Below are 17,807 nucleotides of genomic sequence, written 5' to 3' on the forward strand. Positions count from 1 at the left end.
CTGGATATCGTCGTGGGAGTTAAGCGGCGTTTGAAGACGCCAGCGGGCTTGTCAGGAACTGGTAGATGTCTTGAGCATCGCCCGCGGCCCGAATACCGGCTGTCACCGATGGATCTCGAAGTTGGCGAGCAATGCGCGCAAGTGCTTTCAAATGATCCGCACCAGCTCCCTCGGGCGCTAGCAACAAAAAAACAAGATCGACCGGCTCGTCATCCAACGCATCAAAGTCGACCGGTTGCTCGAGCCTTGCAAACAGGCCCACCAATCGATCGAGACGCGTAAGTTTGCCATGCGGAATAGCCACCCCATGGCCCACTCCCGTAGAGCCCAAGCGTTCACGCTGAAGCAGCGTGTCGAAGATCTCCCGTTCAGAGAGGCCCGTGATTTCTGAAGCCTTGGCAGCAAGCTCTTGAATTGCCTGCTTTTTGCTCTTTACTCTCAGCCCGGCAAAAACCGCATTGCTTTTGAGAAGATCGCCTAGATCCATTTTGTTGCCTACGACCACCGTGTGGGGGCCAGTCTGCACCCACAGACTGGCCGGTTGTGTTTTTATTGCGCAGCCGTTCCGGCTACCAATGCTGGGTCAATCCAGCCAATATTTCCGTCGGGGCGGCGATAAACAACGTTTACACCACCATTTGCCGCATTCTTGAACATGACGACAGGAGCCTCTGTGAGGTCGAGCTCCATAACTGCCATACCGACCGTCATTGTTTTGACCTTTGACTGGGTTTCGGCGATGACAAGCGGATTGAAATCCGCAGGCACCTCTTCCTCGTCGTCTGGCGAGGCCAAAACATAGGATGCGGCCTCAAAAACCTCCTTGCCGGCGCCGTTGTGGGCATGGTGGTCTTTCAATTTTCTCTTATACCGCCGCAACCTTTTATCGATCTTGTCGGCAGCAAGATCAAAGCTTGCCCGCGGGTCCTGGTCCTGTGCGGACACCTGTAATACGACTCCTGTATCCAGGTGCAGTGTGCATTCCGACTTGAAGCCCGTACCTTCTCGACTGAGCGTGACGTGACCGTTAAAGCCGCCCGCAAAGTATTTGGACAGAGCATCTTCAATTCGGTCAGTCACGTGGATGCGCAGTGCGTCACCGACGTCGACGTTCTTTCCCGAAATTCGCAATGCCATGGGGGACCTCTTCTTCTTGTGTAGACTTAAGTCTGCCGGCTTCCCTTAACCGGCACCCGGACCACCTTGGTGAACCGGAGTCACAGAATGGACCAGTCGGCGCCCAAGCGCCATCCCCCTCGTCCAAATGCCTTCGCGGGCGGTCGTATACGCGTAGGTGACGCGCAAGTCAATCATCAGGCAGTCGAATTAAATTGATTTGAAACCAACCCACATCCCGCTGCGGCAGAAAACGCCTTTTATCTCAACGCCTTTTTTTCACGCCGGCGCTGCACGGAGGAACCGATTTTCATGGATTCCCGGTATTTTGCGACAGTTCTTCGGGCGATATCTATGCCATCGTCCTTTAGCACCTTGACGATTGTGTCATCGGAAAGGATGGCACTGGGATCTTCTGCATCAATCATCTGTTTGATGCGGTATCTGACCGATTCAGCCGAATGCGCATCCGCGCCTTCCGTGGCTGAGATCGCTGAGGAAAAGAAGTACTTGAGCTCGTATATCCCACGCGGCGTCGCCATGTACTTGTTCGACGTTACCCGGCTGATGGTTGATTCGTGCATTTCAACCGCTTCGGCGATTGTTTTTAAATTCATCGGCCGCAGATGCTCGATACCATAGGTCAAGAAGCCGTCTTGTTGACGGACAATTTCCGTCGACACCTTAAGGATTGTGCGGGCCCGCTGATCAAGGCTCTTTACCAGCCAATTTGCGGTCTGCATGCAATCGATCAGGTACTCTTTCTCGGACTCGTTTTTCGCATTTTTCGTGATCGTCGCGAAATAAGTCTGGTTTACGAGCACTTTAGGCAAAGTGTCTGAATTGAGTTCAACGCTCCATGTGCCATCATTCGCCTTGCGCACGAATACATCGGCAACCAAAGGCTGGACCAACGTTCCGCCGAAGACGCTTCCAGGTTTTGGATCCAGCGCCTTAATCTCATCGATCATGTCCGCCAGATCTTCGTCATCAACGCCGCACAGCCGACGCAAAGTGGAAAGGTCCCGCTTGGCCAGAAGCTCTATATTCTCCACCAACGCTTCCATTGCAGGGTCAAAACGATTCTTGTCGACGAGCTGCAGCTTCAGACACTCTTGGAGGCTGCGCGCAAAAACACCCGCAGGCTCAAAAGTCTGTAAGACCATCAGGACCTCTTCCACCCTGTCACGGGTCACCCCAAGCTGGTCTGCAGCCTCTTCAAGACCGGAATAAAGATATCCGTTTTCGTCAAGCGAATTGATCAGGTGGCCGGCGATCAACTTGTCGGCCGGCTCAGCAAACGCAAGGTTCATCTGATCTTCAAGCGAATGGAACAGTGTCTCTTCTTCTGAAACAAATGCCTCGAGATTATAGTCCTCGCCCGCCGCGCTTGAGCCCGTATTCTTGTAGCTGTCACCGGCTTTCAAAAGAGCAGGGTCCGGCGAGGCAGGCACACCAGGCTCGTCCGGAAAAACATTACCGAGATCGGTATCCATCCGCGACGCAATCGCCTCAGAGCCAGTCTCGAGCTGGCTTTGCATCCAATCGCCTGCGTCGGGCTGGTCAGCCCCATCTCTTTCAGCTTGCGGATCGAAATCATCGCTCTTTTCGCCAGCTGCGTCTCCGCCACCATCTGGCTCTACGGTTTCTAAAAGCGGATTGCGTTCCAATTCAGCATCGACATAGGCAAGCAGATCGAGGTTCGACAACTGCAAAAGCTTGATGGCCTGCATAAGCTGGGGTGTCATCACCAGCGATTGGCTTTGCCGCATTTCAAGCTTTGTGGAGATTGCCATCGATACCTAGGGAATCCTGCTTTGACTACTTTTGGTCCGCTTCTTGCTTATACAATAGCGCACCATCCATCTTCAAAGTGTAAATTGTTCACCAAGGTAGAGCCGACGCACATCTGGATTGGTCACGATATCTGACGGAAGACCTTCCGTCAGAACCTCACCGGCCGCTATGATGTAAGCTCTATCGATAAGGCCGAGTGTTTCACGAACATTGTGATCTGTGATCAAGACACCGATACCGCGTTGTGTCAGATGCCTCACAAGCTGCTGAATATCCCCAACAGCAATGGGGTCGATGCCTGCGAAGGGTTCATCCAGCAGCATGAACGATGGCCGGCTTGCAAGTGCGCGCGCGATCTCCACGCGTCGACGCTCGCCACCCGACAGTGCAATAGCTGGCGATTTTCTCAAATGCGTTAAGCCAAATTCGGCAAGAAGTTCGTCAAGTTCCAAAAGACGCTGTTTACGATTAGGCTCGATCACCTCGAGCACAGCGCGGATGTTTTCTTCAACGGTCAACCCCCTGAAGATGGAAGCTTCCTGAGGCAGATAGCCAATACCAAGCCTCGCACGGCGGTACATTGGCAGTTTCGTGATTTCGAAACCATCTAAATAGATCGCACCCTGGTCCGGGCGGATCAAACCGGTGATCATGTAAAATGTGGTTGTTTTGCCTGCACCATTCGGCCCCAGCAGCCCAACCGCTTCGCCCGGACGAACTTCCAGGCTCACATATTTCACGACCTGTCGGCGCCCGTATGTTTTTCCAATCCCCTCAACGACGAGTGAGCCGGGGGGATCAAGCGCCATTGAGGGCTCGTCCAACTCTGAATCAATAGAATTGCTGTGACCAAATGGAGTGAATTTCACGACCTGACCAGTCTCACCTAGGATTGGGACCCGCCTGACGCCGCTCCCCGACCGCAATTTGAACCAAATAAATGTGGCTTGAGATCTTATTGCCCTTGAACACTTCCGGGCTGAATCAACACCTTGACCCGACCGGAAGACGGTGCCTGCAGATCGGCCTTCCCGGTTTTGAGGTTCACCGTCAGCCGGTTCCCAACAACGACATTCGGGCCCTGGCTCAACACAACCTCGTCGCCGGTCATGACCATGACCTGCTGATTCATATCAAAGCTGGCATTGTCCCCGGTGGCCGTCTGATCTTTAGACGATACGCGCACCGAGCCTGACGCCTCAAGCTTCGAGATGCGCTGTTGCACGGCCCCTCCACCAGACCCGTCGTAGTAAACCTTCAGGCGTTGCGTCACAAGACGGGCTTCACCTTGCGATACGACAACGTCCCCGGAGAACGTGGCGCTGTTGGTCTTGTCTTCAACCTGCAGCTCGTTGGCCTGAATCTCTATCGGCTCACGGTCGTTAGAGCCAAAGCCGGCAAATGCGTCCGAAAAGGTCTGTGTCTGCGCACTGGCTGTCAACGCCGCAAACATCACGGAGGCCAAGACGCCCCGAATTTTCGCTGTTGTCACTCTTCGGTTCCTTCAATTGCGGGCTTCAGGCGCAGCAGTACGCCATCATAAAAACGGACTACGCCGTTCTCTTGATCGTATCGCAACTGACCGGCTTCAATGCTTCCGCGGTCAGAACGAATAATTAGCGGATCATCGGTCGTCAACGCGCCGGTCTTAAGATCGATGGCGACTTCCCTTAAGTCAACCGCATAGCCCTCGCTCCACTCTAATTGAATGCCGTCATAGAGACGAAGAGTTTCCGCAGCGTTGTCATAGGTTCCGTTTAAAGCAGTGATCTTTGCGCTCTGATCCGCTCCCAGATCAATTTCAGCACGGATTGTCTCAAGATCAATTACCCTAGGGTCGGACAGCCTTTGAATGGCACGAACGGCGGAGACCTTATAGGATCGGTCGCCGTCATTGCCTGACAATTCCGGTTTGTGCATCACCAGACCGTCGCTTGTCAGGGTTACTCCGGCACCACCAATCCCGGACAAGATGTTAAAGAGAATGACCAGACCAATCATGCCCGCCAGAACAAGCAGTCCCAGACCAGGCAAAGCGATCCGCAAAAACCGCACAAAAAAGCTATGCCGGCGTGCAGATTTCTGCGCACGGCTGTCAGCTCTGCGTTTCCGTGCCGAAACGGTGGAGCTACCTGTTGCATCTACTATGGTCAAGCTATCCCCGTTGCCGCCTATGAGTGGGCGAAGATGTCTGTCTCTTCCCAGCCTTTCAAATCCAACTCTGCACGGGTTGGCAAAAACTTGAAACACGCATCAGCGATATGCTGCCTCTCTTCGCGTTCAAGCATCGCTGACAATTCAGCGCGCAGGTCATGCAAGTGAAGAACGTCAGAAGCTGCGTAGGCCAGCTGCGCATCGCTCAAGATTTCTGCAGCCCAATCTGAACTTTGCTGTTGCTTGGAAAGGTCTACACCAAGGAGCTCACGTGTGATGTCTTTCAAGCCATGCCGATCGGTATAGGTTCTCACAAGCTTGGAGGCAATTTTTGTACACCAAACTGGTGATACGTCGATATTGAGGTAGTGCTTGATCACAGCGACGTCGAAGCGCGCAAAGTGAAAAATCTTTGGCTTCGAACCGTCGGTGAGCAAGGCAGCCAGGTTTGGAGCCGCCTTTTGACCGCGGTCAATCTGCACGACATCGGCGCTGCCATCTCCCGGAGATAGTTGCACAACGCACAATCGGTCCCGATGGGGATTCAGACCCAACGTTTCTGAATCGACCGCTACCGCTTCAGCAGCGTCGTATGCCGACAAGTCCGGCAGGTCGTTTTTGTGATAACGGATGGACATCGGGCAGCACTCCAAAACCGGGAACGAAAGCAGCAAGGGCCGCGTGTCTCCAATGCGTGCCCCGCCCGTCAGGTAATTCATGGACGGGCCGTTGGCAAGCTTGCCCCTGTAACGGCCATCGATCATTGGTGAGGAGGTCTCTCGGGCGGCGGAAAGAGCCCTGGAAGACCTATGGCCGTCTAGTGCTTTTTTGCCGCGCGAAATTGTTCGTGACAGGTTTTGCAAGTATTTGCGATCGACTGGAGCGCAACCCGGGTTGCGTCTTTTTCATTTGCTCCAGTTTCCAGCACGGTAGCGTCGTTGGTCAACTGCTCAGCGAGCTTGGTAAACTCAGCCCATTGTGTCCAGATATCAGGAAGCGCCTCGGTCGGCTTGTCGAGGCTGCCTTCCGGAAACAGCCTGGTCATGTTTTCACCAGCATGGGCCTTGATGGCGCCTGCCGACCAAGCAACGGCCTCTGCGCTATATGGTGTTTTGCCTCTAAGCATGTTGCCGACCGACTTCACGGCGTCTGCCAGCACACCCATACCGTCCATCCGCTCCTTGACGATACCGGTTGCCCCCGAGTGCCCTGATACCGGCCCACTAAGCACAATCGCACCAAGGGAAATGGTTCCAATGAGCTTCCAATTGAGCATAAGCCCCCCTAATCACGCAGCAGAAGTTAAGCCACTAAGTCCCTGCAAGATCATCAATGATCGGGCAGTCGGGCCGGTCGTCGCCATGACAGTTCGCGGCTAGAGCCGAAAGTGTTTTGCGCAAAGACCGAAGTTCGGCGATCTTTCTGTCTATCTCGCCGATTTTGGCCAACGCCAACTCCTTCACGTCGGCGCTTGCGCGGCTGTCATTTTCGTAGAGCGACAGAAGCAGCCGGCACTCGTCTATACTGAATCCAAGCCCGCGCGACCTCTGTAGAAACCGCAGGCGGTGAAGGTCCGCATCTGAATACGCCCGATAGCCGTTCTCGGCCCGGTGCGGGTGAACCAGACCGATCTCTTCATAATAACGGATAGTCTTTGCAGGCAAGCCGGATTTCTGAGCGGCAGTTCCAATGTTCATTATGATATCCTATAGCCGGATGCCGCGTAGCCTAAGAGCGTTTGTGATCACAGAGACTGAAGACAAGCTCATAGCCAGTGCGGCCAGCATCGGCGATAAAAGAACACCGAACACCGGGTAAAGCACACCGGCGGCGACAGGCACTCCAACCGTGTTATAGACGAATGCAAAGAACAGGTTCTGCTTGATGTTTGCGACCGTTGCTTTGGCAAGCTTACGGCCCTTCACAATCCCTTCAAGATCCCCTTTCAAAAGTGTCATTCCGGCACTTTCGACCGCAACGTCTGCACCTGTTCCCATTGCAATACCCACATCGGCTGCGGCAAGTGCTGGCGCATCATTTACACCGTCTCCGGCCATAGCCACGCGTCTGTTTTGCCGATGCAGATCGTTGACCAGAGTTTGTTTGTCGGCCGGCGTTGCGCCAGCAATGACGTCATCAATACCGAGCTTGGCAGCCACTGCTCTGGCCGTTCGCTCAGCATCACCAGTCGCCATGATGATTTTCAAACCCGCAGCATGGAGCGCTTCGACGGCCTTCGCAGCATTGTCCTTGATCGGGTCCTCAACAGCGATCATGCCCAGCAGCTTCGGTCCGTCCGCAACGAATACGGCCGTTGCGCCGTGTTCCTGATGCTGCTCGCTTGCAGCAATGAGCGATCGCAGTTCTATTCCCTCTGTTTCCAAAAACCTGCGGCTGCCTAGGAGCACTGTCTCGCCCGCGACATCTCCGCGGACGCCCTGGCCGACAATCGCTTCGAATCCATCCGCCTCCTTAAACGGCAGCCCTCTGATCTGTGCCGATCTCACGATTGCCTCGGCAAGCGGATGCTCGGATGCTTTTTCGAGACTTGCGGCGATTGAAAGCAGTACGTCTTGCGACACGCCTTCGGCGGGCACCAAAGCTGAAACTGCCGGCTGGCCAATGGTCAGAGTACCGGTCTTGTCGACAACAACCGTATCGACACGGGCCAAACGCTCCAGCGCCTCCGCATCCTTCACCAAAACACCGTTTTGTGCACCACGTCCTGTTGCTGTCATGATCGACATCGGTGTCGCCAATCCAAGGGCGCATGGACACGCAATGATCAGGACCGAAACACCTGCGACGATGCCGTAAACAAAGGCAGGGGCTGGCCCAAATGCCCACCACGCAAAGAACGCTGCGACGGCGACTGCTACAACTGTCGGAACAAAAAAGGTCGCTACCCGGTCAGCAAGTCCTTGAAGAGGCGCTCTCGAGCGCTGTGCGGAAGACACCATGTCGACGATCTTGGACAACATCGTCTCTGAGCCGACATGTGTAGCATTCATCAAGAAGCTAGCTGTCTTGTTGAACGTACCGCCGGTCACGGTATCGCCTTCGGTTTTTTCAACGGGCACGGGTTCACCGCTGATCAGGCTTTCGTCAATAGCAGACGCGCCCTGCACTACGATACCGTCAACAGGCACCTGCTCGCCCGGCCGGACGCGCAAAGCATCTCCTTCTAGAATGTTTTCCAGAGGCGCATCATACTCGTCCCCGTCCGGGGTTACCCTTCGAGCTGTCTTAGGCGACAGATCCATCAAGGCACGAATGGCATCCCCGGTCTTTTCGCGGGCTCTTAGCTCAAGCACCTGCCCAACAAAAATCAAAGCAACGATTACAACCGCCGCCTCGAAGTAGACCGGCATGTGCCCGCTGGCACCTTTGAGGTCTTCGGGGAACAGAAGCGGCAGGAATGTTGCGACCATGGAGTAGGCATAGGCTGCCCCAACACCCAACATGATCAGGGTCCACATGTTGAAGTGACGTGTTTTGAGAGACGTCCAACCACGCGCGAAAAATGGAGCCGCTGCCCACAAGACCACAGGACTGGCCAGCGCGACTTCAAGATAAAGCGCGATTTGTTCGCCAAACACTTCGCGGACCGGTATGCCCGCCATAGGCCCCATCGTGAGGATCAGGAGTGGAATTGCAGCTGCTGCGCTCACCCACAACCGCCTCGTGAAGTCGATCAATTCGTGATTCGGCTCGTCTGACACGCCGGACATGGGTTCAAGTGCCATCCCGCAGATTGGGCAGGTGCCAGGCCCCTCCTGAATGATTTCCGGGTCCATAGGACATGTATAAAGCGCTCCGGAAGCGGCTTTCTCAGCTTCGCGCTGTTTTTTTATTTCGTTGTTGCCGGACACATAGAAATATGGATCGTCATCAAATCGATCATGGCATTTCTGGCTACAGAAGTGATAGCTCGTGCCCTTGTAGGAAAGGGTCGGCCTCCCTTTGCCAAGCGCAACATTCATTCCGCAAACCGGATCCGTTGCGGTGCCGTGACCGTGTTCTTCAGGTTTTTGATGACCTTCGTGTCCGCCACAACACCCCTCATTGGAGGCCGGTGGTGTTTGGGATTGATCTTTCAGCTGCATCATCATGTTCTTCTTGGCTTGTTTGCAATCAGTTTCATGGACGCGAGTTAGTGCTTCCAGTCACTGGAAGGTCAAGGCGATTGTGTGGCCCGACCTGAGAAACCTCGGCGGTTTGCAAAAAATTCATTTTCTCAGGCGTACCAAACTGGCTCAACGCGGACTTGCAACCAATAGATGCGCCTTTAATTTTAGTTTACCGAAGATCGATCCACTATCGCGGCAAGTCCAAATGGTGATTAAAGCAGAGCAGTTTCAGCTCGATCCAAACTCTGAAGGCACCCTGCAACAACAGGTTCAGCAACTGGTATGCGATGGCGTTTTGTCCGGCCGATTTTTGTCTGGTGAACGTATGCCTTCAAGCCGTAAATTGGCAGACTGGCTAGGCGTAAGCCGTATCACAGTTACGCTGGCCTATGCCGAGCTGGTAGCAAACGATTACCTGACCTCAAGGGGACGGTCTGGCTACTTCATATCAACGTCTGCCCCTCCTCCGCATGTCGGACAGATAAGACTGCCGGTTCCAAACACTGTGGATTGGCAAAAAACGCTGGCCAAGCGATATGTAAATCAGTCAAGCCTTGTGCGCCCGCCGGATTGGAAGGACTACCCCTACCCTTTCATATACGGTCAACCTGACGCCGGTCTTTTCGATCATGACAATTGGCGGCGTTGCGCCATCGAAGCTCTTGGACGCAAGAACTTTGATAGCATGACGAAAGATGCCTACGAACAAGATGACCCCAAGCTGGTTGAGTACATTGTTCGAAACATCCTACCAAGACGCGGGATATGGGCCCGATCTGATGAAGTTCTGATCACTATGGGCGCCCAAAACGCCCTTTGGCTTTGTTCTCAGATCCTATTAGGCGAAAACCGCTTTGCCGCGATTGAGAACCCTTGTTATCCAGGAATACGCGACATCTTGCGCGAAGCCGCTTGCAAAGTGGCCCAGGTCGATGTCGATGACAACGGATTGCCTCCTGAGCGCCTCCCTGCTGAGGTAGATGTTGTGTTTACAACAGCAAGCCATCAGTGCCCGACAAATACGACCATGTCGATTGACCGTCGACGCGACTTTCTCAAAAAATCCATTAGGAACGGCTTTGTTGTCGTGGAGGACGACTACGAGTTCGAAATGGCCTTCCAGCGAGCACCCACACCTGCGCTGAAATCACTCGATCGTGCCGGGACAGTTGTCTATATCGGATCGTTTTCAAAATCGCTCTTCCCGGGCCTAAGGCTTGGCTACATCGTCGGCGCACCTGCATTGATAGAAGAAGCACGCGCTTTGCGCTCTCTCGTTTTTCGGCACCCACCCGGCCAACTTCAGCGCACGACCGCCTACTTTCTGTCGATGGGCTACCACGACACGATGATCAACCGAATAGGCCAAGCCTACAGGAGGCGCCGGTCGGTTATGGAAAAGGCCATTCGCGACAACAACCTCAAGATATCCAGCCGGTTGGATCAGGGGGGAAGCAGTTTTTGGATGCGGGCTCCCCCGGGCATCAACACCAGCGCACTGGCCAGGGAACTTCGCAACAGCGGTGTAGTTATTGAACAGGGGCGAGCGTTCTTTGGTCCTGAGCAAGAAAATCACGACTACTACAGGCTCGCCTACTCGTCGATTCCGTCCGCCAAGATTCCGGAAGGAATACGCCGGATCGCCGCAGCAATGCGTTGAGGCTCCAAACTACGAGGCGAACTGGACTCATCATGGCAGAGCAACTGGCCCTAAGCATGCGCCGGTGCCAAAGACTAAAATCGCCCACAGACCGCCACTGCAAATGGTGGCGGCGTTGGGGAGTTTTAGCCAAGATGAGAATGACGACCGAGGAAGCCTTCGTAAAAGTCCTGCAACGGCATGGGATTGAGCATGCGTTTGGGATTATCGGCTCTGCCTTCATGCCGATTTCCGATCTGTTTCCAAAAGCGGGGATTGCGTTTTGGGATTGCGCGCACGAAGGCTCGGGCGGGATGATGGCCGATGGCTATACCCGGGCGACAGGCAAACTCAGCATGATGATTGCCCAGAACGGTCCGGGTATCACAAACTTCGTTACGGCCGTAAAAACCGCCTACTGGAATCACACTCCTTTGCTTCTGGTTACGCCGCAGGCGGCGAATAAGACCTTGGGACAGGGCGGTTTTCAGGAAGTTGAGCAGATGGCTCTTTTCAAGGACATGGTTGCCTATCAAGAAGAGGTCCGTGACGCATCCCGCGTCGCCGAAGTCCTGAACCGGGTTATTCTTCAGGCAAAACGTGCAAGCGCGCCGGCCCAGATCAACATGCCGCGCGATTTCTGGACCCAGGTCATTGACATTGACCTTCCGCCGATCGTGGATTTTGAACGCTCGTCCGGCGGTGATACAGCCATTCAGGAAGCTGCGGACCTGCTCAGCAGTGCCAAACACCCGGTCATCCTCAACGGTGCTGGCGTGGTTCTGGCTGACGCAATCGGCGATACGATCGCACTCGCGGAACGTCTGGATGCGCCTGTGTGTTGCGGTTATCAGCACAATGATGCGTTCCCCGGCTCGCACCGTTTTTGCAGGACCGCTCGGCTACAACGGATCAAAGGCGGGCATGGAACTGATCGCCAAGGCCGATGTTGTTCTGGCGCTTGGCACGCGCCTCAATCCGTTCTCAACGCTGCCCGGATATGGCATCGATTACTGGCCCAATAATGCCAAGATCATACAGGTGGACATCAACCCCGACCGGATCGGTCTGACCAAGCCGGTGAGCGTTGGTATCGTTGGGGATGCAAAGAAAGTCTCCCAGTCAATCCTCTCAGAGCTGGCTCCCAACGCTGGTGACGCCGGGCGGGAAGAGCGTAAGCACGAGATTGCGCAGACAAAGTCCCGCTGGGCGCAGCAGCTTTCGTCCATGGACCACGAGGACGACGATCCGGGTACGAGCTGGAACGAGCGCGCCCGCGCTGCCAAACCGGATTGGCTCAGCCCGCGCAAGGCCTGGCGGGCCATTCAAGCCGCTCTGCCGCGTGAAGCGATCATCAGCTCCGATATCGGCAATAACTGCGCCATCGGGAATGCCTATCCGAGTTTTGAGGTGGGCCGGAAATACCTTGCGCCGGGACTGTTCGGCCCTTGTGGTTACGGCCTTCCGGCAATTGTCGGCGCAAAGATTGGCTGTCCAGATACGCCGGTCGTCGGGTTTGCCGGCGATGGCGCGTTTGGCATCGCTGTAACGGAACTGACGGCCATTGGCCGAAGCGAATGGCCGGCAATTACCATGGTCGTCTTCCGCAACTACCAGTGGGGGGCGGAGAAGAGGAACTCTACGCTTTGGTATGACGACAATTTCGTCGGCACAGAACTTGACGACAATGTCAGCTACGCAGCCATTGCGAAGGCTTGCGGTCATAAGGGAGAGGTTGCCCGCACCATGGACGAGCTGACCGAAAAGCTCGATGCGGCGGTCAAGAACCAGATGGAAAACGGCAAGACCACGGTGGTGGAAGTTCTGATCAATCAGGAACTCGGCGAGCCATTCCGGCGCGATGCCATGAAGAAACCGGTTGTTGTTGCCGGGATCGACCCGGCAGATATGCGGCCGCAGCGGAAAGCCGTTGCGTAGCTATCTCGATAGGCACCCGCATAAACGATCGTCGGCCGTTTTCCGGCGATCGCCCATTTTCGAGTACTCATTCTGACTGAAACGCTCTGGTACTTCGATTGTCTCTTCCGCAAGCCTTAGTGAAAAACGTGTGTCAGAGCACGATCAATGGCATCCGTGATTTGATCAATATCGTCGGTCTTCGCTATCAATGCCGGGGCCAAGCACAATGTGTTGTTGAAACCGGTTAGGGCACGGTTTGTCATGCCTATGATGACACCTTGAGCCAGGCAATGTGAAACAACAGCCTGCACATGCGCCTCGTCTGCCGGTAACTTCGTGTGTCTGTCAGACACAAGTTCTACGCCGGCAAACAAGCCGCGGCCGCGGACATCACCCACAACAGCGTGTTTATCCTGAAGTACTTGAAGATTGGTCATCAGCCGCCGTCCCATCATGAACGTGTTTTCTAAGAGCTTTTCGGCTTCGATGATCCGCATGTTTTCGAGCGCGGCTGCAGGCCCGGCAGTGCATCCTCCGTATGTAGAAATATCACGGAAGTAACCAAGAGGATCCAGCGTTTCATCCTTGAACATGTCGAAGATCGCCTCGGTTGTCACTGTGCAAGAAATTGCGGCGTATCCGGAGGCAACTCCCTTTGCCATCGTGACGAAGTCGGGCTTGATATCGAATTGCTGATAACCGAACCACGTCCCAAGGCGCCCGAGACCGCAAACAACCTCATCAAGATGCAGCAGAACATCATAGCGACTGCAGATATCCTGAACCCGCTCCCAGTACCCAGTTGGCGGCACAATTACGCCGCCGCCCGCTGTCAAGGTTTCCAGACAGAGCGCACCGACCGTGTCGGGCCCTTCTCTTAAAATGACGGCTTCAATTGCATCGGCAGCCCGCTCACCATAGCACTCCGCGCTTTCAAACTGGCTTCGGTATTCAAGGCAATGCGGCACCGGTACGAAACCAGGCGTAAAGGGACCGTAGTGTGCCGATCGCTCATTCTGCCCCCCAGCGGAAAGCGCTGTAATAGTTGTTCCGTGATAGTCCCGTTCGCGATAGAGAATTTTCGACTTTCGTCCGCCATGGTGTTGATGCGATATCTGGCGCACCATTTTGAAGACCTTCTCGTTCGCTTCCGAGCCCGAACTGGAATAAAATACCCTGCTCATGCCCGGCATCTTTGTAATGAGCTTTTGCGCAAACTTTGCGCCCGGCACAGACCCCATCGAATTGGCGAAAAAATTTATTTTGACAAGCTGATCGCGAACAGCATCCGCAATGCTCTCCCTCCCGTAGCCGACATTCACTGTCCACACACCGCCCGAAACTGCATCCAAGTGTTCCTTACCAGCGGCGTTCCAGACCTTCATGCCCTTGCCCTCGACGATGAGCGTCGGGTCTTGAACTTCAAAGGCCTTGTGCTGGGTCATGTGGTGCCAAACGTGGGCGCGGTCCGCAGCAACCGTCCCAAGGATTTCATCTTGAATGATCGCGTCCACGTAAACCGCCTTTTGTCCTAGTCGCAACTCTGCCGGTTAGCGGCAGCCCAGACCTGTTCGGGCCCCAACCGCCCTTTGCGACCGTGCCCATACTTGCGTCAATGTGCATAGGAACTGACCAGGCAATAGGGCCAGTTTCCGGTCAAGGATAAGTCCAGTTGCGGCCTTTATCTTGCACGCAAGACTTGTTGCGAATAGCTTCATGCAATCAAAATGGTATTGTCAGGAATGCTAATATGTTTCGGGGAGCAACCAAGTGAACGGTTCGTACTCAAGAGCAGCGAAAGAACTCACCGGCAGAGGCGTGGACGGAGCGATTTGATGGATTTTAGGATTGGGTTGACGGCAGCACTTGGCTTGATTTCAGCACTTGGAGGAGCGCACACCGCTAAAGCCGATGAACTCACGGTCGCCTATTTTCTGGAGTGGCCCATGCCGTTTCAATATGCCAACGCGACAGGCATGTACGACAAAGCGCTGGGTATGAACGTCAATTGGATCTCCTTCGACACAGGTACGGCCATGTCAGCAGCTATGGCATCCGGTGATGTTCAGATTGCGCTCAGCCAAGGGCTTCCGCCTTTTGTCGTCGCTACATCCGCGGGACAGGACTTACAGATCGTCGATATAGCCGTGAGCTATTCAGAAAACGACAACTGCGTTGTTGCCGAGAGGCTCGAGATCGATAAACACAGCACGGATGAGCTTGCTGGAAAAAAAGTTGGCGTTCCAATTGGCACCGCTGCCCATTTTGGTTTCTTAAGACAAATGAACCATTTCGGCGTCAATGTTGAGACCATGGATGTTGTGGATATGGCTCCACCAGACGGCGCTGCTGCATTTGCGCAAGGTAGCCTCGACATGGTTTGCGGCTGGGGCGGCGCCCTACGCCGTATGAAAGAACATGGCAATGTTCTTTTGACCGGTGCGGAAAAGGAAGAGCTTGGGATTCTGGTCTTCGATGTTACTTCGGCGCCCGCGGCGTTTGTTGCCGAAGAGAGCGAGACCCTTGCGACATTTCTGAAAGTGACCGCACAAGCAAATGAGATGTGGAATTCAGGTACATACACGGAAAAAATGCTGCCGGTAATCGCAAGGGACGCCGGCATGTCCGAAGATGAAACGAAAAGCACGATGGCAACTTTTTTGTTTCCGAGCTTGTCTGAGCAACTCAGCGCAAAGTGGCTCGGCGGCGGGGCTCAAGAATTTATGAAAGGCGTCGCCATGGTTTTTGTGGAAGCTGGCAGCATTTCGTCGCCAAGAGAGTCCTATCGGAGCGCCGTCGATACATCAGCTCTAGAGGCTGCACGGAATATGTAGCCGCACTCAGGACTAAGCTAGACAGCTCCGGGCGGTTCCGGAAGCACTGGCATGGCAGCATCCGGGGGGACAGGCATGCCACTCACACTCGACAAAATATCCATGCGCTTCGATTTGCCGACTGGCGGATCCGTTCAGGCCCTCAAAGATGTGTCTTTGACACTGCAAGACGGTGAACTGCTGTCTGTTCTCGGGCCATCGGGATGCGGAAAAACCACGCTTTTAAACATCATTGCAGGTTTTCTAGCCCCCACGAATGGTCAGGTGACGCTCAATGGGAAGCCGGTCCTCGGTCCAGCACGGGAACGCGGTATGGTATTTCAAAAGGGCGCTCTTTTTGAATGGATGGATGTGCGTTCGAACGTAGACTTTGGTCCGCGAATGAAAGGCATGCCAAGACGGGAACGCGAAGTGATAACCGACCGCTTGCTCGAACTCGTCGGTCTGCAGGATTTCAAGAAAAAGTCCGTTTACGAACTATCTGGCGGCATGCAGCAGCGGGTTGCACTGGCCAGATGTCTTGCAAACGAGCCCGATATAATCCTGATGGATGAACCACTGGGGGCACTCGACGCCCTGACGCGCGAAAAGATGCAGGGTCTTGTGCTAAAGCTTTGGAAAGAGACCGGCAAGACCGTCATCCTAATCACCCACTCAGTTGAAGAGGCCCTCTTGCTCGGCGAGAGGCTCGTTGTATTGGCTCCAAGGCCAGGGCGTATCCACCGAGAGTACGCGCTTCCATTTGCCGACAGCGCTGTTGGCGCCGATCTACGGGCGATCAAAAGGCAATCTGCGTTCACAGACAGGCGTGAAGAAATCCTTGGAATGATCTGGGAAATGGAGGAGGAAATCATGGGCAGATCGGAGGCTGCCCAATGACAATTCTCGTCTTTTACATCACGTTTTTCGCTGCGGCCTTTGGGATCGTACACTTCACTAATCGGCGGATTGCACGCCGTATCGATTTCACTAGCCTCAAGACCGTGACCTTTGGCGATGAGAGTGCGGTGTCCGCAAACCGTATCGCCTCCGTTCTGTCCATTCTGGCGATTTTTTTCATATGGGCCGCATTTACAGGTTCAAGTCTGACCCCCTTTCACGTTCCCGGTCCCTTTGTCGGTGAAACACGATTTTCATACACGGCCCAAAACGCATTTGGTGAAACCGACAGTGCAACGGTTGTCGTGGTCGTTCATGAACGGGGGCAGGATTTTTCACTTCCAACCATCGGCGTCGGGGACGGCTTTGTGAAAAACGATGTCGATAGCGTCACCGCTTGGCGCAGCGGACTTGTGCGTGTGCACCGCAACGACATTGGATCGGAAAAACCTGGCTTCCGGGTCGTTGCCGTTGACGGTCACCCCATCTCCGCGGGCAAAAGCGTGCGGGTCCGAAACGGTTCGGTTGTTCTGACACCAAAAGGCTCGTTGAACTTTACACCAGATAAGGGCTTTCAGATGGAGCCTATTTGGCTTCCGGCACCCGAAGCTGTTTGGAAACGCTACACCGAAATCTTCGGAGAAGGTTATCAAGGTATCACGTTGCTTGAACACCTTGGCTGGTCGTTGCTGCGGGTTTTTACCGGTTTTTTACTCGGCAGTTTGATTGGGATCCCGCTTGGGTATGCTATGGGACTGTCGGGCTGGTTCCGAGGTTGGTTTGACCCCATCGTCGAGTTTATGCGCCCGGTGCCACCGCTGGCCCTGATCCCGCTCGTAATCATTTGGTTCGGGATAGGCGAATCTGGAAAGATTTTCCTTCTATTTTTGGCTGCTCTTTGGATCATGACCATCGCTGCTCGAGCCGGTGTATCAGGCGTGAACATCTCCAAAGTTCACGCAGCATATTCACTCGGCGCGTCCCGGCCTCAGATCCTGCTACATGTCATAGTACCCAATTCACTACCCGAACTGTTCACCGGAGCACGGGTAGCGATGGGAGTATGCTGGGGCACCGTCGTTGCCGCAGAACTGGTCGCGGCGGAAAAAGGCGCCGGAAAAATGATCGTTGCCGCGAGCAAGTTTCAATTAACCGACGTTGTTATCATGGGGATTGTCCTGATCGGCATCATCGGTTTCGCAATTGATGTTCTAATGCGAAAAGCAGAACAGAAATTCATTCCATGGAAAGGCCGCGGTTGATTGATAGCTGAAGTGGACCTCAGAAATTTGGGGCCCGAAAGGCTTATGTGTTTTTCCCGATGGATAAAAGCCCTAT

At 54.4% G+C, this 17,807-nt stretch carries 15 protein-coding genes and 1 pseudogene; 5 read left to right on the forward strand and 11 right to left on the reverse strand.

Annotated features, from left to right (window positions below):
• Positions 1–19 precede the first annotated feature (19 nt).
• From ptsN to JM93_RS11360, 10 genes are all read right to left on the reverse strand, one after another.
• Positions 20–487, reverse strand: a complete 468-nt coding sequence (gene ptsN / locus JM93_RS11315; protein WP_145343419.1) for a PTS IIA-like nitrogen regulatory protein PtsN — start codon at positions 485–487, stop codon at positions 20–22.
• A gap of 62 nt (positions 488–549) precedes the next feature.
• Complete coding sequence (gene hpf / locus JM93_RS11320; RefSeq protein WP_145343421.1) at positions 550–1,137, reverse strand: ribosome hibernation-promoting factor, HPF/YfiA family; 588 nt, start codon at positions 1,135–1,137, stop codon at positions 550–552.
• A gap of 239 nt (positions 1,138–1,376) precedes the next feature.
• Complete coding sequence (gene rpoN, locus JM93_RS11325) at positions 1,377–2,912, reverse strand: RNA polymerase factor sigma-54 (RefSeq protein WP_145343423.1); 1,536 nt, start codon at positions 2,910–2,912, stop codon at positions 1,377–1,379.
• A gap of 72 nt (positions 2,913–2,984) precedes the next feature.
• Complete coding sequence (gene lptB / locus JM93_RS11330; RefSeq protein WP_208995124.1) at positions 2,985–3,722, reverse strand: LPS export ABC transporter ATP-binding protein; 738 nt, start codon at positions 3,720–3,722, stop codon at positions 2,985–2,987.
• Between the two features lie 146 nt (positions 3,723–3,868).
• Entirely contained in the window at positions 3,869–4,405 is a 537-nt protein-coding gene (locus tag JM93_RS11335; RefSeq protein WP_208995126.1) for an LptA/OstA family protein, read from the reverse strand.
• Complete coding sequence (gene lptC / locus JM93_RS11340) at positions 4,402–5,067, reverse strand: LPS export ABC transporter periplasmic protein LptC (RefSeq protein WP_208995128.1); 666 nt, start codon at positions 5,065–5,067, stop codon at positions 4,402–4,404. The genes JM93_RS11335 and lptC overlap by 4 nt, the downstream gene beginning before the upstream one ends.
• A 17-nt stretch (positions 5,068–5,084) precedes the next feature.
• A complete protein-coding gene (locus JM93_RS11345) occupies positions 5,085–5,705 on the reverse strand; it encodes a ribonuclease D (RefSeq protein ID WP_145343893.1) in 621 nt (206 codons plus the stop codon).
• A 179-nt stretch (positions 5,706–5,884) separates the two neighbouring features.
• A complete protein-coding gene (locus JM93_RS11350; protein WP_145343425.1) occupies positions 5,885–6,343 on the reverse strand; it encodes a c-type cytochrome in 459 nt (152 codons plus the stop codon).
• Between the two features lie 34 nt (positions 6,344–6,377).
• Positions 6,378–6,764 (reverse strand): Cu(I)-responsive transcriptional regulator, encoded by a 387-nt coding sequence (gene cueR / locus JM93_RS11355; RefSeq protein WP_145343427.1) that lies wholly within the window; start codon positions 6,762–6,764, stop codon positions 6,378–6,380.
• A gap of 9 nt (positions 6,765–6,773) precedes the next feature.
• A complete protein-coding gene (locus tag JM93_RS11360) occupies positions 6,774–9,173 on the reverse strand; it encodes a heavy metal translocating P-type ATPase (RefSeq protein ID WP_145343895.1) in 2,400 nt (799 codons plus the stop codon).
• Between the two features lie 229 nt (positions 9,174–9,402).
• Here JM93_RS11360 and pdxR point away from each other — a divergent pair, with 229 nt between their 5' ends.
• The gene (gene pdxR, locus JM93_RS11365) at positions 9,403–10,857 is read left to right on the forward strand and encodes a MocR-like pyridoxine biosynthesis transcription factor PdxR (protein WP_145343429.1); all 1,455 of its coding nucleotides are present in this window, start codon (positions 9,403–9,405) and stop codon (positions 10,855–10,857) included.
• A 134-nt stretch (positions 10,858–10,991) separates the two neighbouring features.
• A pseudogene (xsc, locus tag JM93_RS11370) lies at positions 10,992–12,774 on the forward strand (sulfoacetaldehyde acetyltransferase).
• Between the two features lie 116 nt (positions 12,775–12,890).
• Here the strand turns inward: xsc and JM93_RS11375 are convergent.
• Positions 12,891–14,270 carry an aminotransferase family protein gene (locus tag JM93_RS11375; RefSeq protein WP_145343431.1) on the reverse strand — a complete coding sequence of 460 codons (1,380 nt, stop codon included), beginning with the start codon at positions 14,268–14,270 and terminating at the stop codon, positions 12,891–12,893.
• 321 nt (positions 14,271–14,591) lie between these two features.
• Between JM93_RS11375 and JM93_RS11380 the strand changes: the two genes are divergently transcribed.
• The 3 genes from JM93_RS11380 (at position 14,592) to JM93_RS11390 (ending at position 17,731) form a co-directional block, all read left to right on the forward strand.
• Complete coding sequence (locus JM93_RS11380; RefSeq protein WP_145343433.1) at positions 14,592–15,590, forward strand: taurine ABC transporter substrate-binding protein; 999 nt, start codon at positions 14,592–14,594, stop codon at positions 15,588–15,590.
• Between the two features lie 102 nt (positions 15,591–15,692).
• Positions 15,693–16,469 (forward strand): ATP-binding cassette domain-containing protein, encoded by a 777-nt coding sequence (locus JM93_RS11385; protein WP_425280824.1) that lies wholly within the window; start codon positions 15,693–15,695, stop codon positions 16,467–16,469.
• Positions 16,466–17,731 carry an ABC transporter permease gene (locus tag JM93_RS11390; RefSeq protein ID WP_145343435.1) on the forward strand — a complete coding sequence of 422 codons (1,266 nt, stop codon included), beginning with the start codon at positions 16,466–16,468 and terminating at the stop codon, positions 17,729–17,731. Before JM93_RS11385 ends, JM93_RS11390 begins: the two co-directional genes overlap by 4 nt.
• Positions 17,732–17,807: the final 76 nt, after the last annotated feature.

It is taken from the genome of Roseibium hamelinense (assembly GCF_007830545.1).
Classification (GTDB): Bacteria; Pseudomonadota; Alphaproteobacteria; order Rhizobiales; family Stappiaceae; genus Roseibium; species Roseibium hamelinense.

Excerpts from the sequence above, each read along its gene's own strand:
- ptsN (WP_145343419.1), bottom strand. The coding sequence starts at position 487 with ATGGATCTAGGCGATCTTCTCAAAAGCAATGCGGTTTTTGCCGGGCTG.
- hpf (WP_145343421.1), bottom strand. The coding sequence starts at position 1,137 with ATGGCATTGCGAATTTCGGGAAAGAACGTCGACGTCGGTGACGCACTG.
- rpoN (WP_145343423.1), bottom strand. The coding sequence starts at position 2,912 with ATGGCAATCTCCACAAAGCTTGAAATGCGGCAAAGCCAATCGCTGGTG.
- lptB (WP_208995124.1), bottom strand. The coding sequence starts at position 3,722 with ATGGCGCTTGATCCCCCCGGCTCACTCGTCGTTGAGGGGATTGGAAAA.
- JM93_RS11345 (WP_145343893.1), bottom strand. The coding sequence starts at position 5,705 with ATGTCCATCCGTTATCACAAAAACGACCTGCCGGACTTGTCGGCATAC.
- JM93_RS11350 (WP_145343425.1), bottom strand. The coding sequence starts at position 6,343 with ATGCTCAATTGGAAGCTCATTGGAACCATTTCCCTTGGTGCGATTGTG.
- cueR (WP_145343427.1), bottom strand. The coding sequence starts at position 6,764 with ATGAACATTGGAACTGCCGCTCAGAAATCCGGCTTGCCTGCAAAGACT.
- JM93_RS11360 (WP_145343895.1), bottom strand. The coding sequence starts at position 9,173 with ATGCAGCTGAAAGATCAATCCCAAACACCACCGGCCTCCAATGAGGGG.
- pdxR (WP_145343429.1), top strand. The coding sequence starts at position 9,403 with ATGGTGATTAAAGCAGAGCAGTTTCAGCTCGATCCAAACTCTGAAGGC.
- JM93_RS11380 (WP_145343433.1), top strand. The coding sequence starts at position 14,592 with ATGGATTTTAGGATTGGGTTGACGGCAGCACTTGGCTTGATTTCAGCA.
- JM93_RS11385 (WP_425280824.1), top strand. The coding sequence starts at position 15,693 with ATGCGCTTCGATTTGCCGACTGGCGGATCCGTTCAGGCCCTCAAAGAT.
- JM93_RS11390 (WP_145343435.1), top strand. The coding sequence starts at position 16,466 with ATGACAATTCTCGTCTTTTACATCACGTTTTTCGCTGCGGCCTTTGGG.